Annotated in this window: 14 protein-coding genes; 8 read left to right on the top strand and 6 right to left on the bottom strand. The window is 32.6% G+C overall.

From position 1 onward, the window contains the following. Window positions 1-2: 2 nt before the first annotated feature. Both ACM55H_RS12285 and ACM55H_RS12280 read right to left on the bottom strand, forming a co-directional pair. Entirely contained in the window at window positions 3-1,289 is a 1,287-nt protein-coding gene (locus tag ACM55H_RS12285; RefSeq protein WP_416836767.1) for a sensor histidine kinase, read from the bottom strand. After that, window positions 1,286-1,966, bottom strand: a complete 681-nt coding sequence (locus ACM55H_RS12280; protein WP_416836766.1) for a response regulator transcription factor — start codon at window positions 1,964-1,966, stop codon at window positions 1,286-1,288. The genes ACM55H_RS12285 and ACM55H_RS12280 overlap by 4 nt, the downstream gene beginning before the upstream one ends. A gap of 274 nt (window positions 1,967-2,240) precedes the next feature. Between ACM55H_RS12280 and ACM55H_RS12275 the strand changes: the two genes are divergently transcribed. Then, the gene (locus ACM55H_RS12275; protein WP_416836765.1) at window positions 2,241-3,668 is read left to right on the top strand and encodes an L-serine ammonia-lyase; all 1,428 of its coding nucleotides are present in this window, start codon (window positions 2,241-2,243) and stop codon (window positions 3,666-3,668) included. 62 nt (window positions 3,669-3,730) lie between these two features. Here the strand turns inward: ACM55H_RS12275 and ACM55H_RS12270 are convergent, their stop codons facing one another. The 4 genes from ACM55H_RS12270 to ACM55H_RS12255 all read right to left on the bottom strand — a co-directional run bounded on the left by ACM55H_RS12270 (window position 3,731) and on the right by ACM55H_RS12255 (window position 8,555). Further along, the gene (locus ACM55H_RS12270; protein ID WP_416836764.1) at window positions 3,731-5,671 is read right to left on the bottom strand and encodes a KUP/HAK/KT family potassium transporter; all 1,941 of its coding nucleotides are present in this window, start codon (window positions 5,669-5,671) and stop codon (window positions 3,731-3,733) included. A gap of 147 nt (window positions 5,672-5,818) precedes the next feature. Continuing rightward, window positions 5,819-6,505: a response regulator gene (locus ACM55H_RS12265; protein ID WP_416836763.1), complete on the bottom strand. Its 687-nt coding sequence runs from the start codon at window positions 6,503-6,505 to the stop codon at window positions 5,819-5,821. Beyond that, the gene (locus ACM55H_RS12260; RefSeq protein ID WP_416836762.1) at window positions 6,498-7,610 is read right to left on the bottom strand and encodes a sensor histidine kinase; all 1,113 of its coding nucleotides are present in this window, start codon (window positions 7,608-7,610) and stop codon (window positions 6,498-6,500) included. Before ACM55H_RS12260 ends, ACM55H_RS12265 begins: the two co-directional genes overlap by 8 nt. A 198-nt stretch (window positions 7,611-7,808) precedes the next feature. Then, window positions 7,809-8,555 carry an NUDIX domain-containing protein gene (locus tag ACM55H_RS12255; protein WP_416836761.1) on the bottom strand — a complete coding sequence of 249 codons (747 nt, stop codon included), beginning with the start codon at window positions 8,553-8,555 and terminating at the stop codon, window positions 7,809-7,811. Window positions 8,556-8,712: 157 nt separating this feature from the next. Between ACM55H_RS12255 and ACM55H_RS12250 the strand changes: the two genes are divergently transcribed. The 7 genes from ACM55H_RS12250 to ACM55H_RS12220 all read left to right on the top strand — a co-directional run bounded on the left by ACM55H_RS12250 (window position 8,713) and on the right by ACM55H_RS12220 (window position 17,218). Then, window positions 8,713-11,178 carry a glycoside hydrolase family 3 N-terminal domain-containing protein gene (locus tag ACM55H_RS12250; protein WP_416836760.1) on the top strand — a complete coding sequence of 822 codons (2,466 nt, stop codon included), beginning with the start codon at window positions 8,713-8,715 and terminating at the stop codon, window positions 11,176-11,178. A 250-nt stretch (window positions 11,179-11,428) separates the two neighbouring features. Then, a complete protein-coding gene (locus ACM55H_RS12245) occupies window positions 11,429-12,538 on the top strand; it encodes an acyltransferase family protein (protein WP_416836759.1) in 1,110 nt (369 codons plus the stop codon). A gap of 181 nt (window positions 12,539-12,719) precedes the next feature. Continuing rightward, window positions 12,720-13,538 (top strand): 3-methyl-2-oxobutanoate hydroxymethyltransferase, encoded by an 819-nt coding sequence (gene panB, locus ACM55H_RS12240; protein WP_039110518.1) that lies wholly within the window; start codon window positions 12,720-12,722, stop codon window positions 13,536-13,538. A gap of 44 nt (window positions 13,539-13,582) precedes the next feature. Further along, the gene (locus ACM55H_RS12235) at window positions 13,583-14,278 is read left to right on the top strand and encodes an RluA family pseudouridine synthase (protein ID WP_416836758.1); all 696 of its coding nucleotides are present in this window, start codon (window positions 13,583-13,585) and stop codon (window positions 14,276-14,278) included. A 76-nt stretch (window positions 14,279-14,354) separates the two neighbouring features. After that, a complete protein-coding gene (locus ACM55H_RS12230) occupies window positions 14,355-15,683 on the top strand; it encodes an aldehyde dehydrogenase (protein WP_416836757.1) in 1,329 nt (442 codons plus the stop codon). After that, entirely contained in the window at window positions 15,674-16,411 is a 738-nt protein-coding gene (locus tag ACM55H_RS12225) for a nitroreductase family protein (RefSeq protein ID WP_416836756.1), read from the top strand. Before ACM55H_RS12230 ends, ACM55H_RS12225 begins: the two co-directional genes overlap by 10 nt. Before the next feature lie 39 nt (window positions 16,412-16,450). After that, a complete protein-coding gene (locus ACM55H_RS12220; RefSeq protein ID WP_416836755.1) occupies window positions 16,451-17,218 on the top strand; it encodes a hypothetical protein in 768 nt (255 codons plus the stop codon). Window positions 17,219-17,330: the final 112 nt, after the last annotated feature.

Here is a 17,330-nt window from a genome sequence, read left to right as displayed (position 1 = left end):
TTTTATTTTAATTCAATAGTATTATCTTTTGTCAAAATAAAACAATGCTTACCATTGGTAAATTTATAATTAAATACCAATCCGCTTACATCCGCAATCTCTTTTACTATAGACAGCCCAAGCCCCAGTGATTCTTGTGAAGTAGAGTTTTTATGAAAACGCTCAAACAACTGACTGTCAATTGGGTTATCAACCCCCAAATTTGAGATTATAATTTTGTTTTTCGCTATAAAAATTTCAATATTTCCACTATTAATATTATGCCTAATCGCATTTTGCAATAAATTATTAACCAGTACTAAACACAAATCAGCATTCATCAAAACACAAAAATCGCTTTCAATATTTTTTATTATCTCAATTTTATTGGCTTGAATGTGCTCCTCAAAAAAGACTAAGGAGTTATCAACAGTATTTTCAAAAGATACTTTTTCTGTGGCATTAAATTGTCTGTTTTCAATTTTGGTAAGTAATAAAAATGTTTTGTTCAATCGAATTATTTTCGAGCAGGCATAATCAATCGCTACTATTAATTTCACTTCATTCTCTTTCAAATTTTCAGATTGAATAAGTAAATCAATCTTCGATTTTATAACGGCTAATGGCGTTTGGATTTCATGCGAAGCATTTTCAGTGAATTTCTTTTGGCTATTAAAATCAACTATCATTTTCTGCATCATAACATTTAAAGAAAGATTCAATTCATTAAATTCGGTTACAGAAGTATTTGCCAAAAATGGAATTTCGTTATCACTGGCTCGAAATTTCTTTAAATTGGATACTGTTTGATAAAAGGGTTTCCATACCTTTTTTGAAATCCAAAAATTTATTATCAAATAGGTTACAAAAAGCAAAATCAATAAAATAACTAACGAAGTAAAAATGCCTCTGAACAATTCGTTATATTCTAATGTGCTTCTCCATATTTTAATGGAATAATTAGTATTCCCAACTTTAAAAACAGAAGAAAGCAATCTATTTTCTGCCAGTTCATTTTCTTTTTTATCAAAAATTAAAGTGTCCGAAAAAATAGTTGCAGGTATTTTGGAAGCATTATTTTTAGTTATTTTTTTTATTGTGGCTTCACTGCTTTTAGTAATTATTTTCAAAGAAATCGTGTCCTTCTCTTTTAAATAATTTTCAATTAGTTCTTTGCGATTTAGTAATAGTTCATTATTACTTTCTCTAACCTCTCTTGTAATAATATGAAAACAAATAAATCCTGATAGAATTAATATCGGGATACTCAAAATCAAATAATACAAACTTGTTTTAGCTAATAATTTCATTCTTGAGTTTTAAAATTGTAACCTATGCCATAAATAGTTTGCAAATAATCTTCACATTTTTTTTCCAATAATTTTTTACGCAAATTTTTCACATGATTGTATATAAAATCGAAGTTGTCTAATCTATCCGAATTATCACCCCAAAGATGTTCTGCAAGCGCGCTTTTACTCACTACCCTATTTTTATTGGATATAAAATAAAGCAATAAATCATATTCCTTTGAAGTCAAAATTATATCATTGTTATGAACTAAAACACGCCTTTCGTTAGGCAAAATTTTTATTTCATTAATGCTAATTTCTACATTTCCATCAAATTTTTTTCTTCTAATCAAAGCTTTAATCCGTGAATTAAGTTCTGGTAGATGGAATGGCTTTGGCAAATAATCATCCGCCCCAAGGTCTAAACCATTTACTTTATCATCAAGAGAATTTTTTGCAGAAATTATTATGATACCCGCTTTAGATTTTTTTAGTTTAATTTCTTTGAGTAAATCTAAACCAGAACCGTTTGGCAAAGTAATATCTACCAAAATACAATCATAATCGTAAATCGCAATTTTCTGTTGCGCATGATGGAAATCAGGAGAAATCTCAACAATATTCCCTTCCATTTCAAGGTATTGCTCAATACTTTTTTGCAATTCTGGCTCGTCTTCTATTAGTAGTATTTTCATAGGTAACGTAAAAATAAAGCTAAAATCTATTGTAATTCTGTTTTTAAATTAAATTTAAGTGATTTCAATAGCTCATTAGTTCAAATTAGCCCAACTACCCAAAATTTCAGAAAGACCTATTGTACTCCAATCTTAACCTCTTATTTATTTGCGTTATTGAATGATTAGAATATAACGTGATATCTTGCCAAATATTTAATAAAACTCTACTTTTAAACCGTTTCATTGCTACATTCTATTATCTTTGTTTTTAAACAAACCTACTAATAAAATTATGGAAGAATGTATCTCTGTTTTTGATATGCTTAAAATTGGTGTTGGACCCTCTAGTTCTCACACACTTGGGCCTTGGCGCGCAGCAGAACGTTTTCTGAGTGAATTGAAAAACGAAAATTTAATTCCTAAAGTAAACAGAGTAAAAGTAGATTTATATGGTTCCCTTTCGCTTACGGGAAAAGGTCACGCCACTGATTTGGCAATTATGTTAGGTCTAAGCGGACAAGATCCTGAATATATTCCTATTTCGGATATCGATAAAATTATAAAATTAATCAAGGATAAAAATGAAATCAATCTTGATAATGAACACCAGATTCCTTTCCATTTTTCAGAAGACATTGTTTTTAATAAAAACTTCCTTCCTTTTCATGCTAATGCTCTGACTTTTACTGCTTACATAACGGATGATAAAGAATATATTTCCACCTTCTACTCGATTGGTGGAGGTTTTGTTGTGAAAGAAGAACGCATCAATGCCAAGAAAAAAATTGCCATAAAATGTGCTTTTCCATTTCCAATCGACAAAGCTGCTGAACTCTTGAATTATTGTACTAACGAGCATAAAAAGATTTCGGAAATTGTTTATGAGAACGAAAAATCCATGCGTTCCGAAGAAGTTATTCATCACGAATTAATGCGCATTTGGAACACCATGCTAGAGTCTATGTATATTGGTTGCCATTCCGAAGGGATTTTACCCGGTGGATTGCATGTACGACGAAGAGCCTTTGATATGCATCAAAAACTAATTGGTTTATCCAATTATAATTCGCCTCAAACTTGGTTAGAACAAATTAGATTGACCGAAGTGAAGTTTCGCCAAATCCTGAAATGGGTAAGTTGTTTTGCACTTGCTGTAAATGAAGTCAATGCAGCTTTAGGGCGTGTGGTTACCGCTCCAACTAATGGAAGTGCCGGTGTCATTCCAGCTGTTTTAATGTATTACTTAGTTATCGAAAACCATAATGCAGGCGAAAAAGAAATCAAACAATTCCTTATGGTTGCCAGCGAAATAGGAAGTATTTTCAAAAAAGGTTCTACTATTTCAGCAGCAATGGGTGGCTGTCAAGCAGAGATTGGTGTTTCATCATCAATGGCAGCGGCTGCTTTATGCGAATTAATGGGTGGAACTCCAGAACAAGTTTTAATGGCTGCCGAAATTGCCATGGAACATCATCTTGGTCTAACGTGCGATCCTATTGGTGGATTAGTCCAAATTCCTTGTATCGAAAGAAATACGATGGGAGCCATAAAAGCGATTAATGCCGCCGAATTAGCATTAGAAACTGATCCTAAAAACGCAAAAGTTCCCTTAGATAAAGTGGTTGACACCATGTGGCAAACTGCCAAAGACATGAACAATAAATACAAAGAAACCTCCGAAGGAGGTTTAGCAATTGCTGTGAATATGGCCGATTGTTAAGAAAGTATTCCGTGTTCAATCGCAGCTCACAGTAACTGCGATTGAACACTGAATACTTATTTTTAAATCTTTTTTCTTTCTAATTCAAGTTTAAGAATAGGTTGGTATACAAAAGGTATCTCTTCAATTTCGACATCACTTTTATCCAATCCAAATGCTTTCGTATCTGAAAGGGACCAGTTTTTAAGCATATAATAAGAATTCAATAATAAAGCATCTTTAACGGCAAATTCATTTTCGACAGAAAGGAACTTTTCCAAAATAATGAATTTGAAATCAGGTTCGGCATTGTATTTCGTAGAACCGTCTGGGCGAATGTGCAAATTCAATTCTTTATTTTGAACCAGATTTTGAACAATTTTCTTGAAATACAATTCAACCTTTGGCTGGATTCTAAAACCAATATTTAGCACAATTTTGATGACTTTGTCGTCTAATAACTCAATTACTTCATAATTCAGAGTAAAAGGATCATTTGTTCTGTTGATATGAAAAAACCAATAAACATCTGCTCTTTTTGGCTTTTTGGAAAAAATGGATTTTAATATTTTTTCCTCAATTTCATAATTTCTATCTGCCTTAGAGAGATAAATCAAATGCGTGGAGTACTTTGGAATACTGATGTCATTACTCAATTCTTGAAGTTGCTGTGTATGCTCCGTTAAATTCGTAAATTTTAGAAATTTATTATTAATTTTTCTTGCGAAAAACCAAGTATACATCGTCATGAAAATGAAAAGCTCAAAGAACAAGAACATCCAACGTTCTTTGATTTTTATAATATTGGCAACAAAAAATGCGATTTCGATAATACCAAAAACGGTAATAATTATGGCTATCAAAATTCTGTTCATTTTTTTGATATAAATCAAATAATAATTCAAAAGTACAGTGGTCATCAGCATGGCAATGGTAATGGAAAACCCATAAGCCGCTTCCATATTTGAGGAGTTTTTAAAATATAAAATCATCAAAATACAGCCTGCCCAAAGAATTGTATTTACCGAAGGAATATAGATTTGTCCTTTCAAATTAGTTGGATTTCGCATAGCAACTCTTGGCCAAAAGTTAAGTGACATCGCTTCATTTATTAACGTGTAAGAACCACTTATCAAAGCTTGTGAAGCAATGATTGCCGCAAAAGTGGCAATGATAACACCTGAAAAAAGAAACCATTGAGGCATGATGGTATAAAAAGGATTTCTTCCTTCAAGAAATGAATTTCCTTGCGTCATAAGCCAAGATGCTTGACCCAAATAATTCACGACTAAAGCTATTTTAACAAAAATCCATGTAATCCTGATATTCTTTTTTCCACAATGTCCTAAATCCGAATACAAAGCCTCTGCTCCGGTTGTACATAAAAACACGGCTCCCAACAGCCAGAATCCATGAGGATATTCAACCAGTAATTGATACGCATACATTGGGTTTAATGCGGTCAAAATAGCAGGATGATCCAGTATTTGTACAAATCCTAAAACAAAAAGCATCGAAAACCAAACTACCATAGCCGGCCCAAAAAAGAAACCTACTTTTTGGGTTCCAAATCGTTGAAAAAAGAATAATCCAGATAAAATTACAATCACAATGGGAAGTGTTGGAATACCGGGAACCACATCTCCTAATCCTTCAACTGCAGAAGCCACGGAAATGGGAGGCGTAATAATTCCATCCGCCAAAAGTGTAGTTGCTCCAAGTATTGTTGGAATTACTAATTTACCTTTTCCAAACCGTTTCACCAATGCATAAAGCGAAAAAACACCACCTTCGCCATGATTGTCTGCTGAAAGTGTTAAGAAAATATATTTGAAAGTTGTTTGAAATGTAAGTGTCCAAAAGATACAGGAAATACCTCCATAAACAAGCAGTTTTGATATTTCTCTTTGTCCAATAATAGCTTTCATAACATACAACGGACTGGTTCCTATGTCACCATAAATAATTCCTAATGCCACTAAAAGTGATGCGGCACTGACTTTTTGAATAGTTGATTTATTCATTTTAATTTTAATTTTTAAGATTGTAAAACGTATTAATTATTAGACAATAGAAACCCTTATCGTGATGTTTAGAACATACAATTCAATAATTTTTTTTGCCAATTTTTGATTATTGCTTAAAGCTGATTACTCAAAGCATTGCGAATTTTAGCTGGTATTAAAGCGATAGCCAACTCCGGATTCTGTAATGATATATTTAGGTCGGTTTGGATCTTCTTCTATTTTTTTACGAAGTTGTGCCACAAAAACGCGCAGGTATTGTGTTTGGTCAGAATAGCTGTTGCCCCAAACTTGTTTGAGCAAATACTGATGCGTAAGTACTCTGCCTTCATTTTTAACCAAAATGGAAAGCAAATTATATTCAGTGGTTGTTAATTTTAGGATTTCGTTTTTTAACTTGACAATTCTCGAAGTAAAATCAATCGAAATTGCTCCAAACTCGATTATTGGTTCATTTTCATCTTGGTTTAAATTCCTTAAAGCGGTGCGAATTCTAGCCAATAATTCTTGGGTTCTGAATGGTTTTGCCAAATAATCGTTCGCCCCATTATCGAGTGCTTTTACAATTTCTTCTTCGGTGTTTTTTACGGTTAAAATCAAGATGGGCTTTTTATACCATTCTCTCAATCTTTTTAAAACTACCTGTCCATCTTCGTCTGGCAAACCTAAATCCAAGATAATTAAATCCGGTTGATGGTTTGCTGCAAGGGAAATCCCTTCCTTTCCATTTACTGCGAAAATAGTTTTATACCCATTTGAATCTAAAGCGATTTCGAGTAGTTTCCTAATTTGAACTTCATCGTCTATGATTAATATTTCGGCTGAATTATTCATTTGAAATGGCTGCTGTATTCATTACTAATGTTGGGAAATATATTTTAAAAGCGGAACCGCCTTCTTCTTTATTTTCTAGAGTTATTTTACCATTTTGGGCTTCAACAAAACCTTTTACAATAGACAATCCTAATCCGGTTCCTCCCGTTTTAGAATTTTGCAATCTGTAAAACTTATCAAAGACTTTATCTATTTCAGCTTCTGGGAAACCGTTTCCATCATCGGAAATAGTGATGACACACGGTATTAATTTATCTGGATTATATTCAAAATCAATATCCGGATTATATTCTACTTTGATTTCTATTTTAGCACCTTTTGGAGTATACTGTGAAGCATTAAAAACCAAATTGTAAATAATTTGTTCCATCAAACCGTAATCTAATTTGAAAAGCGGTAAATTTTCATCGGCAACAACAACAATTTTATGAAATTGTAAATCATCCTTCAAACTATCGAGAACATTATAAACCAATTCTTTTAAATCACACCAATCCATTTTTGGTTGTATAACCCCCGATTCTAATCTGGACATATTCAATAAATTCTCCACTTGATGATTTAAACGTAAAGATGCTTTTTCGATTTCTGAATATAATTTTTGTTTATTTTCCTCCGAAATAGTTAACGTTTTACTTTGTATCGTATCTATCGAGCCCATAATTGTAGAAATGGGAGTTCGTAATTCATGTGATAATGAATCCAATAAGGCATCGTATAGCTTCATTGTATTTATCCTGAGTTCCTTTATTTGCAATATTTTTTCGGCTTTTCTAATTCTGTAGGTCAAAACTCCGTTTATAAGTGCAATTAGAAAGAACAAAAACAATAATAAAGAATCTTCGGCATTACTGATATGAAATGTATAATAGGGTTTCAAGAAGAAAAAATTCATGATTAAAGCACTTAAAATAGCACTTAACAATACTGGCAAAATATCTAAAAATGTAGCTAATAAAGAAACTACAACCAGCAATAAATAACCCACAATTTTGTAATCCAAATAATCTCTGGTGAACAAACAAAGCGAAGCAACTATGCTTACCGACAATACACATATCAGGTATTGGTTTTCTCTTTTTATTTGGTTTAAAATACTTCTCACAACGATCTCATTTATTAACACTACAAAGTTAAATGATATGTTGTAAGTATTTTATAATATATCTGAACAAGACATAAAGATTTTATAAAGATTTCTTTCGCTGATTTCTTAAAACGATTCCAGTAAAGGAGAATACGTAATTTTTATTCGCCGTCAATGATGAAAATACAAATTCACTCATTCAACAACTCAAAACTTTTACCAACCTTCATTTAATCCATTTTTAAGTGCTAATCGGTATTTTTCTAAATCAAATTTATATAAATCCGGTGCTTTGTGCGCTCCCCCTTTTCTACTTTCTTCTAATTTTTCGAGAATATCATAACGCAGCATCTTTCTATAAAAATTACCGCGATTCAACTTCTTTGCTAAAATAATTTCATACAATTTTTGAAGTTCAGGCATCGTAAATTTTTCAGGCAATAAACTGTAGCCAATCGGTTTATGATTTAATTGTCTGCGCAGTGTTTCTAAAGCTTTATCAAAAATACTTCTGTGATCCATCATAAAATCAGGCAATTCATCAATTGATTTCCATTCGAGCGCATCAGAAAAATCATCCATAACTAAATTTACATGATGAAAATCGACTAAGGCATAAAATCCAACGGATAGAAATCGCTGCTTGTTCCATAGCGTGTCCGGAAAATTATCAAAAATTCCATCAGATCGATTCAAATCACTAAAAACTTTAAATTCTTGCAAATAAATATTTTCTGCACCTGTTCTACTAAATAAAATTCTATTGGCAGCTTCTTTAAGGTTTTCTGTTTTTAAAACATATCCTCCGGGAAGAGCCCAAAGATCTACTTCTTTTAGTCTAGTAACCAATACTTTTAAGGCAGTATCGTGAAATCCAAAAACGACACAATCCACAGATAAATTTGGGATGTACATGTCCCAAGCTTCAGCTGATTTTCCCTCTATTATTTTATTAAATTCCATTATTTTATATTGATTGCAAAAATACGAAATTGATTATAATTTTTACTTTAAAAACTGATAATCAAAAAATAAACTATTTTTTTTTGCAAATATTAAAAAAAATAATTAATATTGCTTCATAATGAAGCAATAAAAAACTATTTACTAAAAAAACCAAATGAAGAACAATTCAATTTCAAAAATCGCAAAGACTTCGCTTCTTTCAGCGCTTGTCATTTCTGGAATTTCTTGGGCAAAAAACCCAGAAGTAAAAGAGACTAAACCCAACCCAATAATCACTGTAAATGGATTTACCTTTTCTGATTTAAACAAAAATGGAAAGTTAGACCGATACGAAGATTACCGTCTTTCAACTCAAGACCGAATTCAAGATTTAATCAATCAGATGACTGATGACGAAAAAGCGAGTATGCTTATTGGAATTGGGATGCCTGGTTTTGACTGGGCTAAAATGCAGTTTTCCACTGAAAAAGACACCGCAAAAGTTCCCGGTTCTGCAGGAGGAACAACAGCTATTTCTCGTTTAGGAATTCCTTCCGTAATTGTATCTGATGGTCCTGCTGGTTTGCGTATTAAATCCATTAGAGACGAGGATCCGAATACGTATTATGCTACCGCATTCCCTGTGGGAACAGCATTAGCTTCTACTTGGAATGTAGCACTTATCAATACTGTTGGTAAAGCAATGGGTAATGAGGTAAAAGAATATGGAGTAGATGTTTTATTAGGTCCAGGAATGAATATTCATAGAAACCCATTATGTGGAAGAAATTTTGAATACTATTCTGAAGACCCATTAATAGCAGGAAAAATTGCAGCTGCAATGGTAAATGGTGTACAATCTAATGGCGTAGGAACTTCAATAAAACACTTTGCTGCCAATAATCAGGAAAGAAACAGAATGGGTGTTAATGCCCACGTTAGTGAAAGAGCGTTACGTGAAATATATCTAAGAGGATTTGAAATTACAGTTAAAGAATCACAACCATGGACGGTAATGTCATCTTATAACTTATTAAATGGCACTTACACATCAGCACGTAAAGACCTATTAACTACAGTACTTCGTAACGAATGGGGTTTTAAAGGATTAGTGATGACAGACTGGTTTGGAGGTTATAATGGATTTGGAGCTATTATGAATAAAGACGTTGTTAGTGATGTTGCCAAACAACTTACAGCAGGAAATGATTTATTGATGCCAGGTTTACCTGCACAACAAAAAGTAATTGCTGAAGATATAAAAAGCGGAAAATTATCTAAAGAAGCAATCAATATCAATTTAAGAAGAGTATTAGAATTGGTTATGAGATCTCCGGCAATGAGCAATTACAAATATTCTAACAAACCAAACTTAAAAGAAAATGCAGAAGTTACAAGACAAGCTGCTGCAGAAGGAGTTGTTTTATTAAAAAACAATAACAATGTATTGCCTTTTACTTCAAAATCAGCTCCTTTAGCCGTTTTTGGTGTAACCTCTTATGATTTTATCTCTGGTGGAACTGGTAGTGGTGATGTTAACGAAGCCTATTCTGTTTCACTAATTGATGGTTTAACAAACTCTGGGTTTTCTATTGACAAAGAATTAGAAGGATTATACAAACCTTTTATGGCTACTCAAAAAGAGATTGAAACAAAAAGACGTGAAAAAGAAGGCTTATTGGCATCTCCAAAAAGACTTCCTGAATTAGAATTAAATTCAGAAATCGTTAAAAATAAAGCAAACACTTCTGAATTGGCATTAATTACAATTGGAAGAAATGCTGGTGAAGGTGACGACCGTAAAGTAGATGAAGATTTTAATTTGGCTCAAGATGAAATCAACTTAATCAATACGGTTTCAGCAGCTTTTCATGCTCAAGGCAAAAAAGTGGTAGTAGTTTTAAACATTGGTGGTGTAATAGAAACGGCAAGCTGGAAAGATAAAGTAGATGCAATACTTTTACCTTGGCAACCGGGTCAAGAAGGTGGAAATTCTGTTGCAGATGTTTTCTCTGGAAAAGTAACTCCTTCTGGAAAATTAACAATGACTTTCCCTGTAAAATATGAAGATACACCATCCGCTAAAAACTGGATTGGAACACCTCCTGAAAATCCTACTAGTGTAACTTACGAAGAGGGAATTTATGTTGGATACCGTTATTTCAATACATTTCATGTAAAACCATCTTATGAATTTGGTTACGGATTATCTTATACTACATTTGATGTGTCTAATTTAAAATTGAGTTCAAGTGCATTTGCAAACAAAATGAATGTTACCGTAACCGTAAAAAATACCGGTAAAATAGCAGGTAAAGAAGTAGTGGAACTATATCTTTCTGCTCCAGCAAAAACAATTGACAAACCAACCGAAGAACTAAAAGCTTTTGGTAAAACTAATTTATTACAACCTGGAGAAAGTCAAACGATTGTATTGACACTAAATTCAAAAGATTTGGCTTCATTTATTCCAAACAAAAATGCTTGGATTGCTGAAGCAGGCTCTTATAAAGTGGCAATTGGAACGTCATCATTAAATATTAAGCAAACGGCAAATTTTACTTTAGCAAAAGAAAAAATTGTTGAAAAAACAAATGTAGCGTTTGCTCCGGATACAAAATTTGCAGACTTGAAACACTAATTTATACATTTCAATTATTAAATTATTGATGCAGCTTCTGCAAAGAAGAATAATTAAAAGCCTGACAGCAATGTTGGGCTTTTAAAATAAAAATAGTTTTTGCATCTTATGCTGACTTGAAAGAAGTTTGATGAATTTATTTACCCATTAACTATTTTAACTATCAAGGAGAAAAAATGCTTTTTTTAAGAAGAGAAATATATACTTTTGAAACCTAATACTAACTTACAACAAAACACAAGATAAAAATATGAATCTAAGCACTTTAAAATCAAAACCCCATTATCCTATTTTAGATGGTTTGCGTGGTGTAGCCGCATTGATGGTGGTTGCTTTTCACATTTTTGAGGCACATGCTACAAGTCATCTGGACCAAATAATAAACCACGGGTATCTTGCGGTTGATTTTTTCTTTTTATTATCTGGCTTTGTTATTGGCTATGCCTATGATGACCGATGGGATACTATGTCGATCGGGAATTTTTTCAAACGTCGATTGATTAGGCTTCAGCCTATGGTAATTATGGGAATGATTATCGGAGCTTTGTTATTCTATTTTCAAGATTCGGTATTGTGGCCTACTATTCATGATGTACCTGTATGGAAAATGCTATTGGTTATGTTCATTGGATTTACGTTGATTCCTGTTCCACCGTCTTTAGATATTCGTGGCTGGACAGAATTGCATCCGCTAAATGGCCCAGGCTGGTCTTTGTTTTATGAATATGTAGCTAATATTCTCTATGCACTTTTTGTCAGAAAATTTTCAAAAACAGCGCTTTCGATACTCGTATTTATTGCCGGATGTGCATTAATTCATCTTGCAGTTACGGCTCCAAATGGGGATATTATTGGAGGATGGTCGTTAGAACCAGAACAAATGCATATTGGTTTTGCTCGAATGATGTATCCTTTTTTTGCAGGATTATTGCTTTTCCGTATAGGAAAATTGATTCAAGTAAAAAATGCTTTTTTTTGGTGTAGTTTACTAGTTATAATAGCCTTAGCTATGCCAAGGATTGGTGGAAGCGAGCATTTATGGCTCAATGGTATTTATGATTCAGCAGTTGTAATTTTATTTTTCCCTCTGATTATTTTCTTGGCGGCAAGCGGAGAGATTAAAAGTAAATTTTCTTCACGGGTATGTAAATTTTTTGGTGATATTTCGTATCCGATATACATTACTCACTATCCAATAATATACATATATACAGGATGGGTAGCAGATAATAAAATACCCTTTAGTGAAGCATTTCCGGTGAGTATATTAGTTTTATTATCGTGTGTTGCGCTTGCTTACATTTGCTTGAAATTATATGACGTACCTGTAAGGCAATGGATCAATAAAAAAATATCTTAGATCAAGTTGGAAATGATTTTTTCGTAAAAACAATAAATAAAAAAAATCACTTACATAACTTTAAATATTTTCAATTTAACAATAGTTAAAAAATGGATTTGATTTATTTCAAGTCCATTTTTTTGTTTAAAACTAATCGATTTTACTACTTTTACAAACTAAATCTGAAATCTAATATCAAATGTCTGTAGCAAAAAAAGATTACAAAAGAATTACAACAAAGTCATTAATTGAAATGAAAGCCAATGGAGAGAAAATTTCCATGCTGACCGCTTATGATTATACGATGGCTAAAATTGTTGATACTGCTGGAATCGATGTAATTCTTGTTGGTGATTCAGCTTCGAATGTAATGGCTGGACACGAAACGACTTTACCTATTACTTTGGACCAAATGATATACCACGCATCCTCTGTAGTCAGAGCCATAGAGAGAGCCTTGGTTGTCGTTGATTTACCTTTTGGAAGTTACCAATCGGACCCAAAAGAAGCGTTGCGTTCTGCCATCAGAATCATGAAGGAAAGTGGTGGACATGCCGTAAAACTGGAGGGTGGAAAAGAAATCAAAGATTCTATCAAGAAAATACTTAATGCTGGAATTCCAGTTATGGGACATTTGGGTTTAACCCCACAATCTATCTATAAATTTGGAACGTATACCGTTCGTGCCAAGGAAGAAGAAGAAGCACTTAAATTAATGGAGGATGCCAAATTACTTGAGAAACTAGGTTGTTTTGCCATCGTTATCGAAAAAGTTCCTGCAGATTTAGCCGAAAAAGTTGCCAAAAGCATTTCCATTCCAGTTATTGGTATTGGTGCAGGAGGTGGCGTTGACGGACAAGTTTTGGTTATTCACGATATGTTGGGAATGAATAATGAATTCAGTCCTCGTTTCTTGAGAAGATACATGAATTTATATGAAGGAATGACAACTGCAATCAGTCAATATGTTGCTGATGTGAAATCGAGTGATTTTCCTAATGCTAATGAACAATATTAGTATTCAACCGCGCAGTATTTAGTTTCCAAAAAATAACAGAAAAAGTGTCTAACAAAATAATTTCAAACAAAAAAAACCTCCAAATTCTACACGAAGACAACCATCTTATTGTGGTCAATAAACGTGTAGGCGATATTGTGCAAGGTGATAAAACAGGTGATAAACCTTTGAGTGAAGTTGTCAAAGAATACATCAAAGATAAATACAACAAACCCGGGGAAGTTTTCCTGGGTGTTGTACATCGTTTAGATAGACCTACAACCGGAATAGTAGTTTTTGCCAGAACAAGTAAGGCTTTAACTCGAATGAATGAACTGTTTAGTAACCGAGAAACTCAAAAAACATATTGGGCAATCGTAAAAAACAAACCTTCAAAAGAGGAAGACAATCTCGTTCATTATATAAAAAGAAACGAAAAAAACAATACTTCCAAAGCGCATATTAAAGAAGTTCCAGAAAGTAAATTAGCTAGTTTGGATTATAAAATATTCAAGGAACTCAATAACTATTTTGCATTAGAAATTAATCTCCACACGGGAAGACATCACCAAATCAGGGCGCAACTTTCCGCTATAAGTTCGCCTATAAAAGGGGATTTAAAATACGGTTTTGACCGCAGTAATCCTGATGGCGGAATCCATTTACATGCTCGAAAATTAACATTTATCCATCCTGTTACAAAAGAAGCCATAACTATAACTGCTCCTACTCCATCTGACTCTATCTGGGATGCATTATAATTTTTTATTAAGAATAATTCATTATGTAAATTATAAAAATTAACTTGCATAGCACTAAATAAACGGTGTGTCTCTAATGAATTACAAAACTAATATAGGTTCTAGAAAAGAAACTTTAATAAAGTTACTGAATGTCATTATTACTCATGAAAATGAAATTATTCAGGCTTTATATGATGATTTTAAGAAACCAGCTTTTGAAGCGGTACTCACAGAAACCAATTACGTTATTTCTGAATTAAAAGACACTATAAAGAATTTACATAAATGGGCAAAGCCAAAGAGGGTTTTTCCATCCATTCTCAATTTTCCTTCCACCGATTATATTTACAAAGAACCTTATGGCAAAGTATTAATTATAGCGCCTTGGAATTATCCGTTTCAACTGGCTCTTTGTCCTTTAATTTCGGCTGTAGCGGCAGGAAATCAGGTAGTTTTAAAACCTTCTGAACTCACCCCAAAAACGTCCGAAATTATTGCAAAAATTATTGAACGAACATTTCATAATAATCATGTCGAAGTTATAGAAGGAGGAGTTGAAGTCACTCAGAATCTACTTTCACAACGTTGGGATTATATCTTTTTTACAGGAAGCGTTCCGGTTGGTAAAATTGTGGCAAAAGCTGCTGCCGAAAACTTAACTCCTGTAACACTGGAGCTTGGCGGAAAAAACCCTTGTATTATTGATGAAACTGCCAATTTAAAACTCGCTGCCAAAAGAATCGTTTGGGGAAAATTCATAAACGCTGGTCAAACATGTATTGCTCCGGATTATATTTTGATTCAAAAAAACATGAAAAGCCATTTTTTGGAATTCATGAAAGAAGAAATCACCAAAGCATACAGCGAAAATCCTAAACTATCACCTGATTATGCCCGAATTATAAATCAAAAAAACTGGCTTCGGCTAGTCAATATGATTGAGGAAGACAAAGTTATATTTGGAGGCCAGACTGAAATTGAAAATTGTTACATATCCCCTACCCTTATTGATGAATCGAGTGTGGACAGTCTGATTATGAAAGAAGAGATTTTTGGTCCTTTGCTTCCTATTCTTTCCTATGAAAATGAAACAGAAATAAATGCTGTAATTTCTAAGTACGAAAAACCTTTAGCCTTATATGTTTTTACTGAAAACCATTCGTTTGCACAAAAAATTATACAAAAATATTCTTTTGGAGGTGGTTGCATCAATGATACTGTAATCCATTTTTCTAATAAAAGATTGCCTTTTGGAGGTGTTGGCCATAGCGGAATAGGCGCTTATCATGGCAGTTTGAGTTTTGACACTTTTTCGCATAAAAAGGGAATCGTAAAAAAAGCAAACTGGTTGGATTTACCGATGCGTTATGCCCCTTACAATGATAAATTAAAAACAATTAAAAAAATATTAAAATGGTTGTAACCAATGAAAAATCGGTAAGTGAAGCCATTAAATACCGACGGTCCGTTCGGCTTTTTAAAAACGAACCCATTGATGCACAAAAAGTAAAAGAATGCATTCAATTAGCAACACTCGCAGCTACGAGCAGTAATATGCAACTTTGGGAATTTTATCATGTCGTTTCTCCTGAAATTATACAAAAAATAACAGGAGCAAGTTTTGGTCAAAATGCGGCAAAAACAGCACAACAAATGGTTATAGTTGTCGCCAGAAAAGATTTATGGAGAAAAAGAGTACAGTCAAATATTGATTATTTAAAATCGCTATATGGAAACAAACTAGAATCCACTTACTCAAAAAGAGAAAAATTTGCTTTAAATTATTATCAAAAAATTATCCCAACACTTTATTTTGATTTTCTGGGAATCATTGGAATGGTAAAATTTATTGTATTTCAAATTATTGGAATTTTCAAACCCATTTACAGAGAAGCAAGACAAAGTGATATGCGTATTGTCGCTCATAAAAGTGCCGGACTTGCTGCTCAAAATTTTATGATAAGTATGGCTGCAATAAACTATGATACTTGTCCTATGGAAGGTTTTGATTCGCTAAGAATAAAAAAAATATTACATTTACCTGCTTCATCCGAGATAAATATGATTATAGGATGTGGTCTTCGGGAGGAACAAGGCGTTTATGGAGAACGTTTTAGGATTCCTTTTGAGGAAGTCTATTTTAAAATATAAATACATTCAATTCACACCTTAAAACTAACAAACCAATTGATGAGAACTACAAAAGAAAAAATTGAAGAAATAAAAAATAATGGATACCAATTAGATTTTGCAAACGTTTTTAACTTGGCATTTGAAAACTATAAAAAAATTGCAGTATATGCTGGCTTAATGATATTTGTTTTCTCCGTATTAATAGGAATACTAACTGCTGGAGTTATAATTTATACTTTTGGAATGTCTGGTATGAATCAACAGTTTTTAGAAAATTTAAAAAACGAAAATTTCACAGGAATTTCTCTTTTGATATATATTGTCAGTGCAATAGTTTTTACTTGCCTGTTAAGTCCTTTTCCAGCAGGATTAATCAAAATGGCTCATTGCGCTGAAAAAGATGAAGAATTTCATGTTTCAACAGTTTTCGAATATTACAAGGCTCCCTATTTTAAGGAATTAGTTATTTCTACTTTAACAATTTCTATTTTAAGTTCAATACTATCATCACTTTTTGATTATAGTGGAATTAAATTTATTGGAACTTTGTTGTCTATGATACTATCCTTTTTTACTTTTTTAACCATTCCGCTTATTATTTTTGGCAATCTAAAAGCAATCGATGCTATTAAATCTAGCGCTATCATTATTGCAAAACAACCCTTAGTAATTTTAGGATTAATCATTGTGGCTATTATAGCATCAATGGTAGGATTTATAGGCTGTTGTATTGGTGTGTTTTTTACAATTCCTTTTATGTATTCTATGTATTATTCCATTTACATTTCTATTATAGGAATTGATTCAGAAAGTGAATTGGAATAAATTAACTTAAATATTTAATTTTTAACATCAAAAAACACAACTAAAAAATTTATGTTGTGTTTTTTGATTAAAAAAATCATTATATTTCTTGACCAAAAAGATAGAAACCCAA

This window comes from Flavobacterium cryoconiti (assembly GCF_048158645.1).
Taxonomy (GTDB): Bacteria; Bacteroidota; Bacteroidia; order Flavobacteriales; family Flavobacteriaceae; genus Flavobacterium; species Flavobacterium cryoconiti.
Note: the sequence above shows the minus strand (reverse complement) of the source record. Positions and strands in the feature narration are given on the sequence as shown.

What these genes read in the sequence shown, in the direction of transcription:
- ACM55H_RS12285 (WP_416836767.1), bottom strand. Translation starts at nt 1,289, where the DNA reads ATGAAATTATTAGCTAAAACAAGTTTGTATTATTTGATTTTGAGTATC.
- ACM55H_RS12280 (WP_416836766.1), bottom strand. Translation starts at nt 1,966, where the DNA reads ATGAAAATACTACTAATAGAAGACGAGCCAGAATTGCAAAAAAGTATT.
- ACM55H_RS12275 (WP_416836765.1), top strand. Translation starts at nt 2,241, where the DNA reads ATGGAAGAATGTATCTCTGTTTTTGATATGCTTAAAATTGGTGTTGGA.
- ACM55H_RS12270 (WP_416836764.1), bottom strand. Translation starts at nt 5,671, where the DNA reads ATGAATAAATCAACTATTCAAAAAGTCAGTGCCGCATCACTTTTAGTG.
- ACM55H_RS12265 (WP_416836763.1), bottom strand. Translation starts at nt 6,505, where the DNA reads ATGAATAATTCAGCCGAAATATTAATCATAGACGATGAAGTTCAAATT.
- ACM55H_RS12255 (WP_416836761.1), bottom strand. Translation starts at nt 8,555, where the DNA reads ATGGAATTTAATAAAATAATAGAGGGAAAATCAGCTGAAGCTTGGGAC.
- ACM55H_RS12250 (WP_416836760.1), top strand. Translation starts at nt 8,713, where the DNA reads ATGAAGAACAATTCAATTTCAAAAATCGCAAAGACTTCGCTTCTTTCA.
- ACM55H_RS12245 (WP_416836759.1), top strand. Translation starts at nt 11,429, where the DNA reads ATGAATCTAAGCACTTTAAAATCAAAACCCCATTATCCTATTTTAGAT.
- panB (WP_039110518.1), top strand. Translation starts at nt 12,720, where the DNA reads ATGTCTGTAGCAAAAAAAGATTACAAAAGAATTACAACAAAGTCATTA.
- ACM55H_RS12230 (WP_416836757.1), top strand. Translation starts at nt 14,355, where the DNA reads ATGAATTACAAAACTAATATAGGTTCTAGAAAAGAAACTTTAATAAAG.
- ACM55H_RS12225 (WP_416836756.1), top strand. Translation starts at nt 15,674, where the DNA reads ATGGTTGTAACCAATGAAAAATCGGTAAGTGAAGCCATTAAATACCGA.
- ACM55H_RS12220 (WP_416836755.1), top strand. Translation starts at nt 16,451, where the DNA reads ATGAGAACTACAAAAGAAAAAATTGAAGAAATAAAAAATAATGGATAC.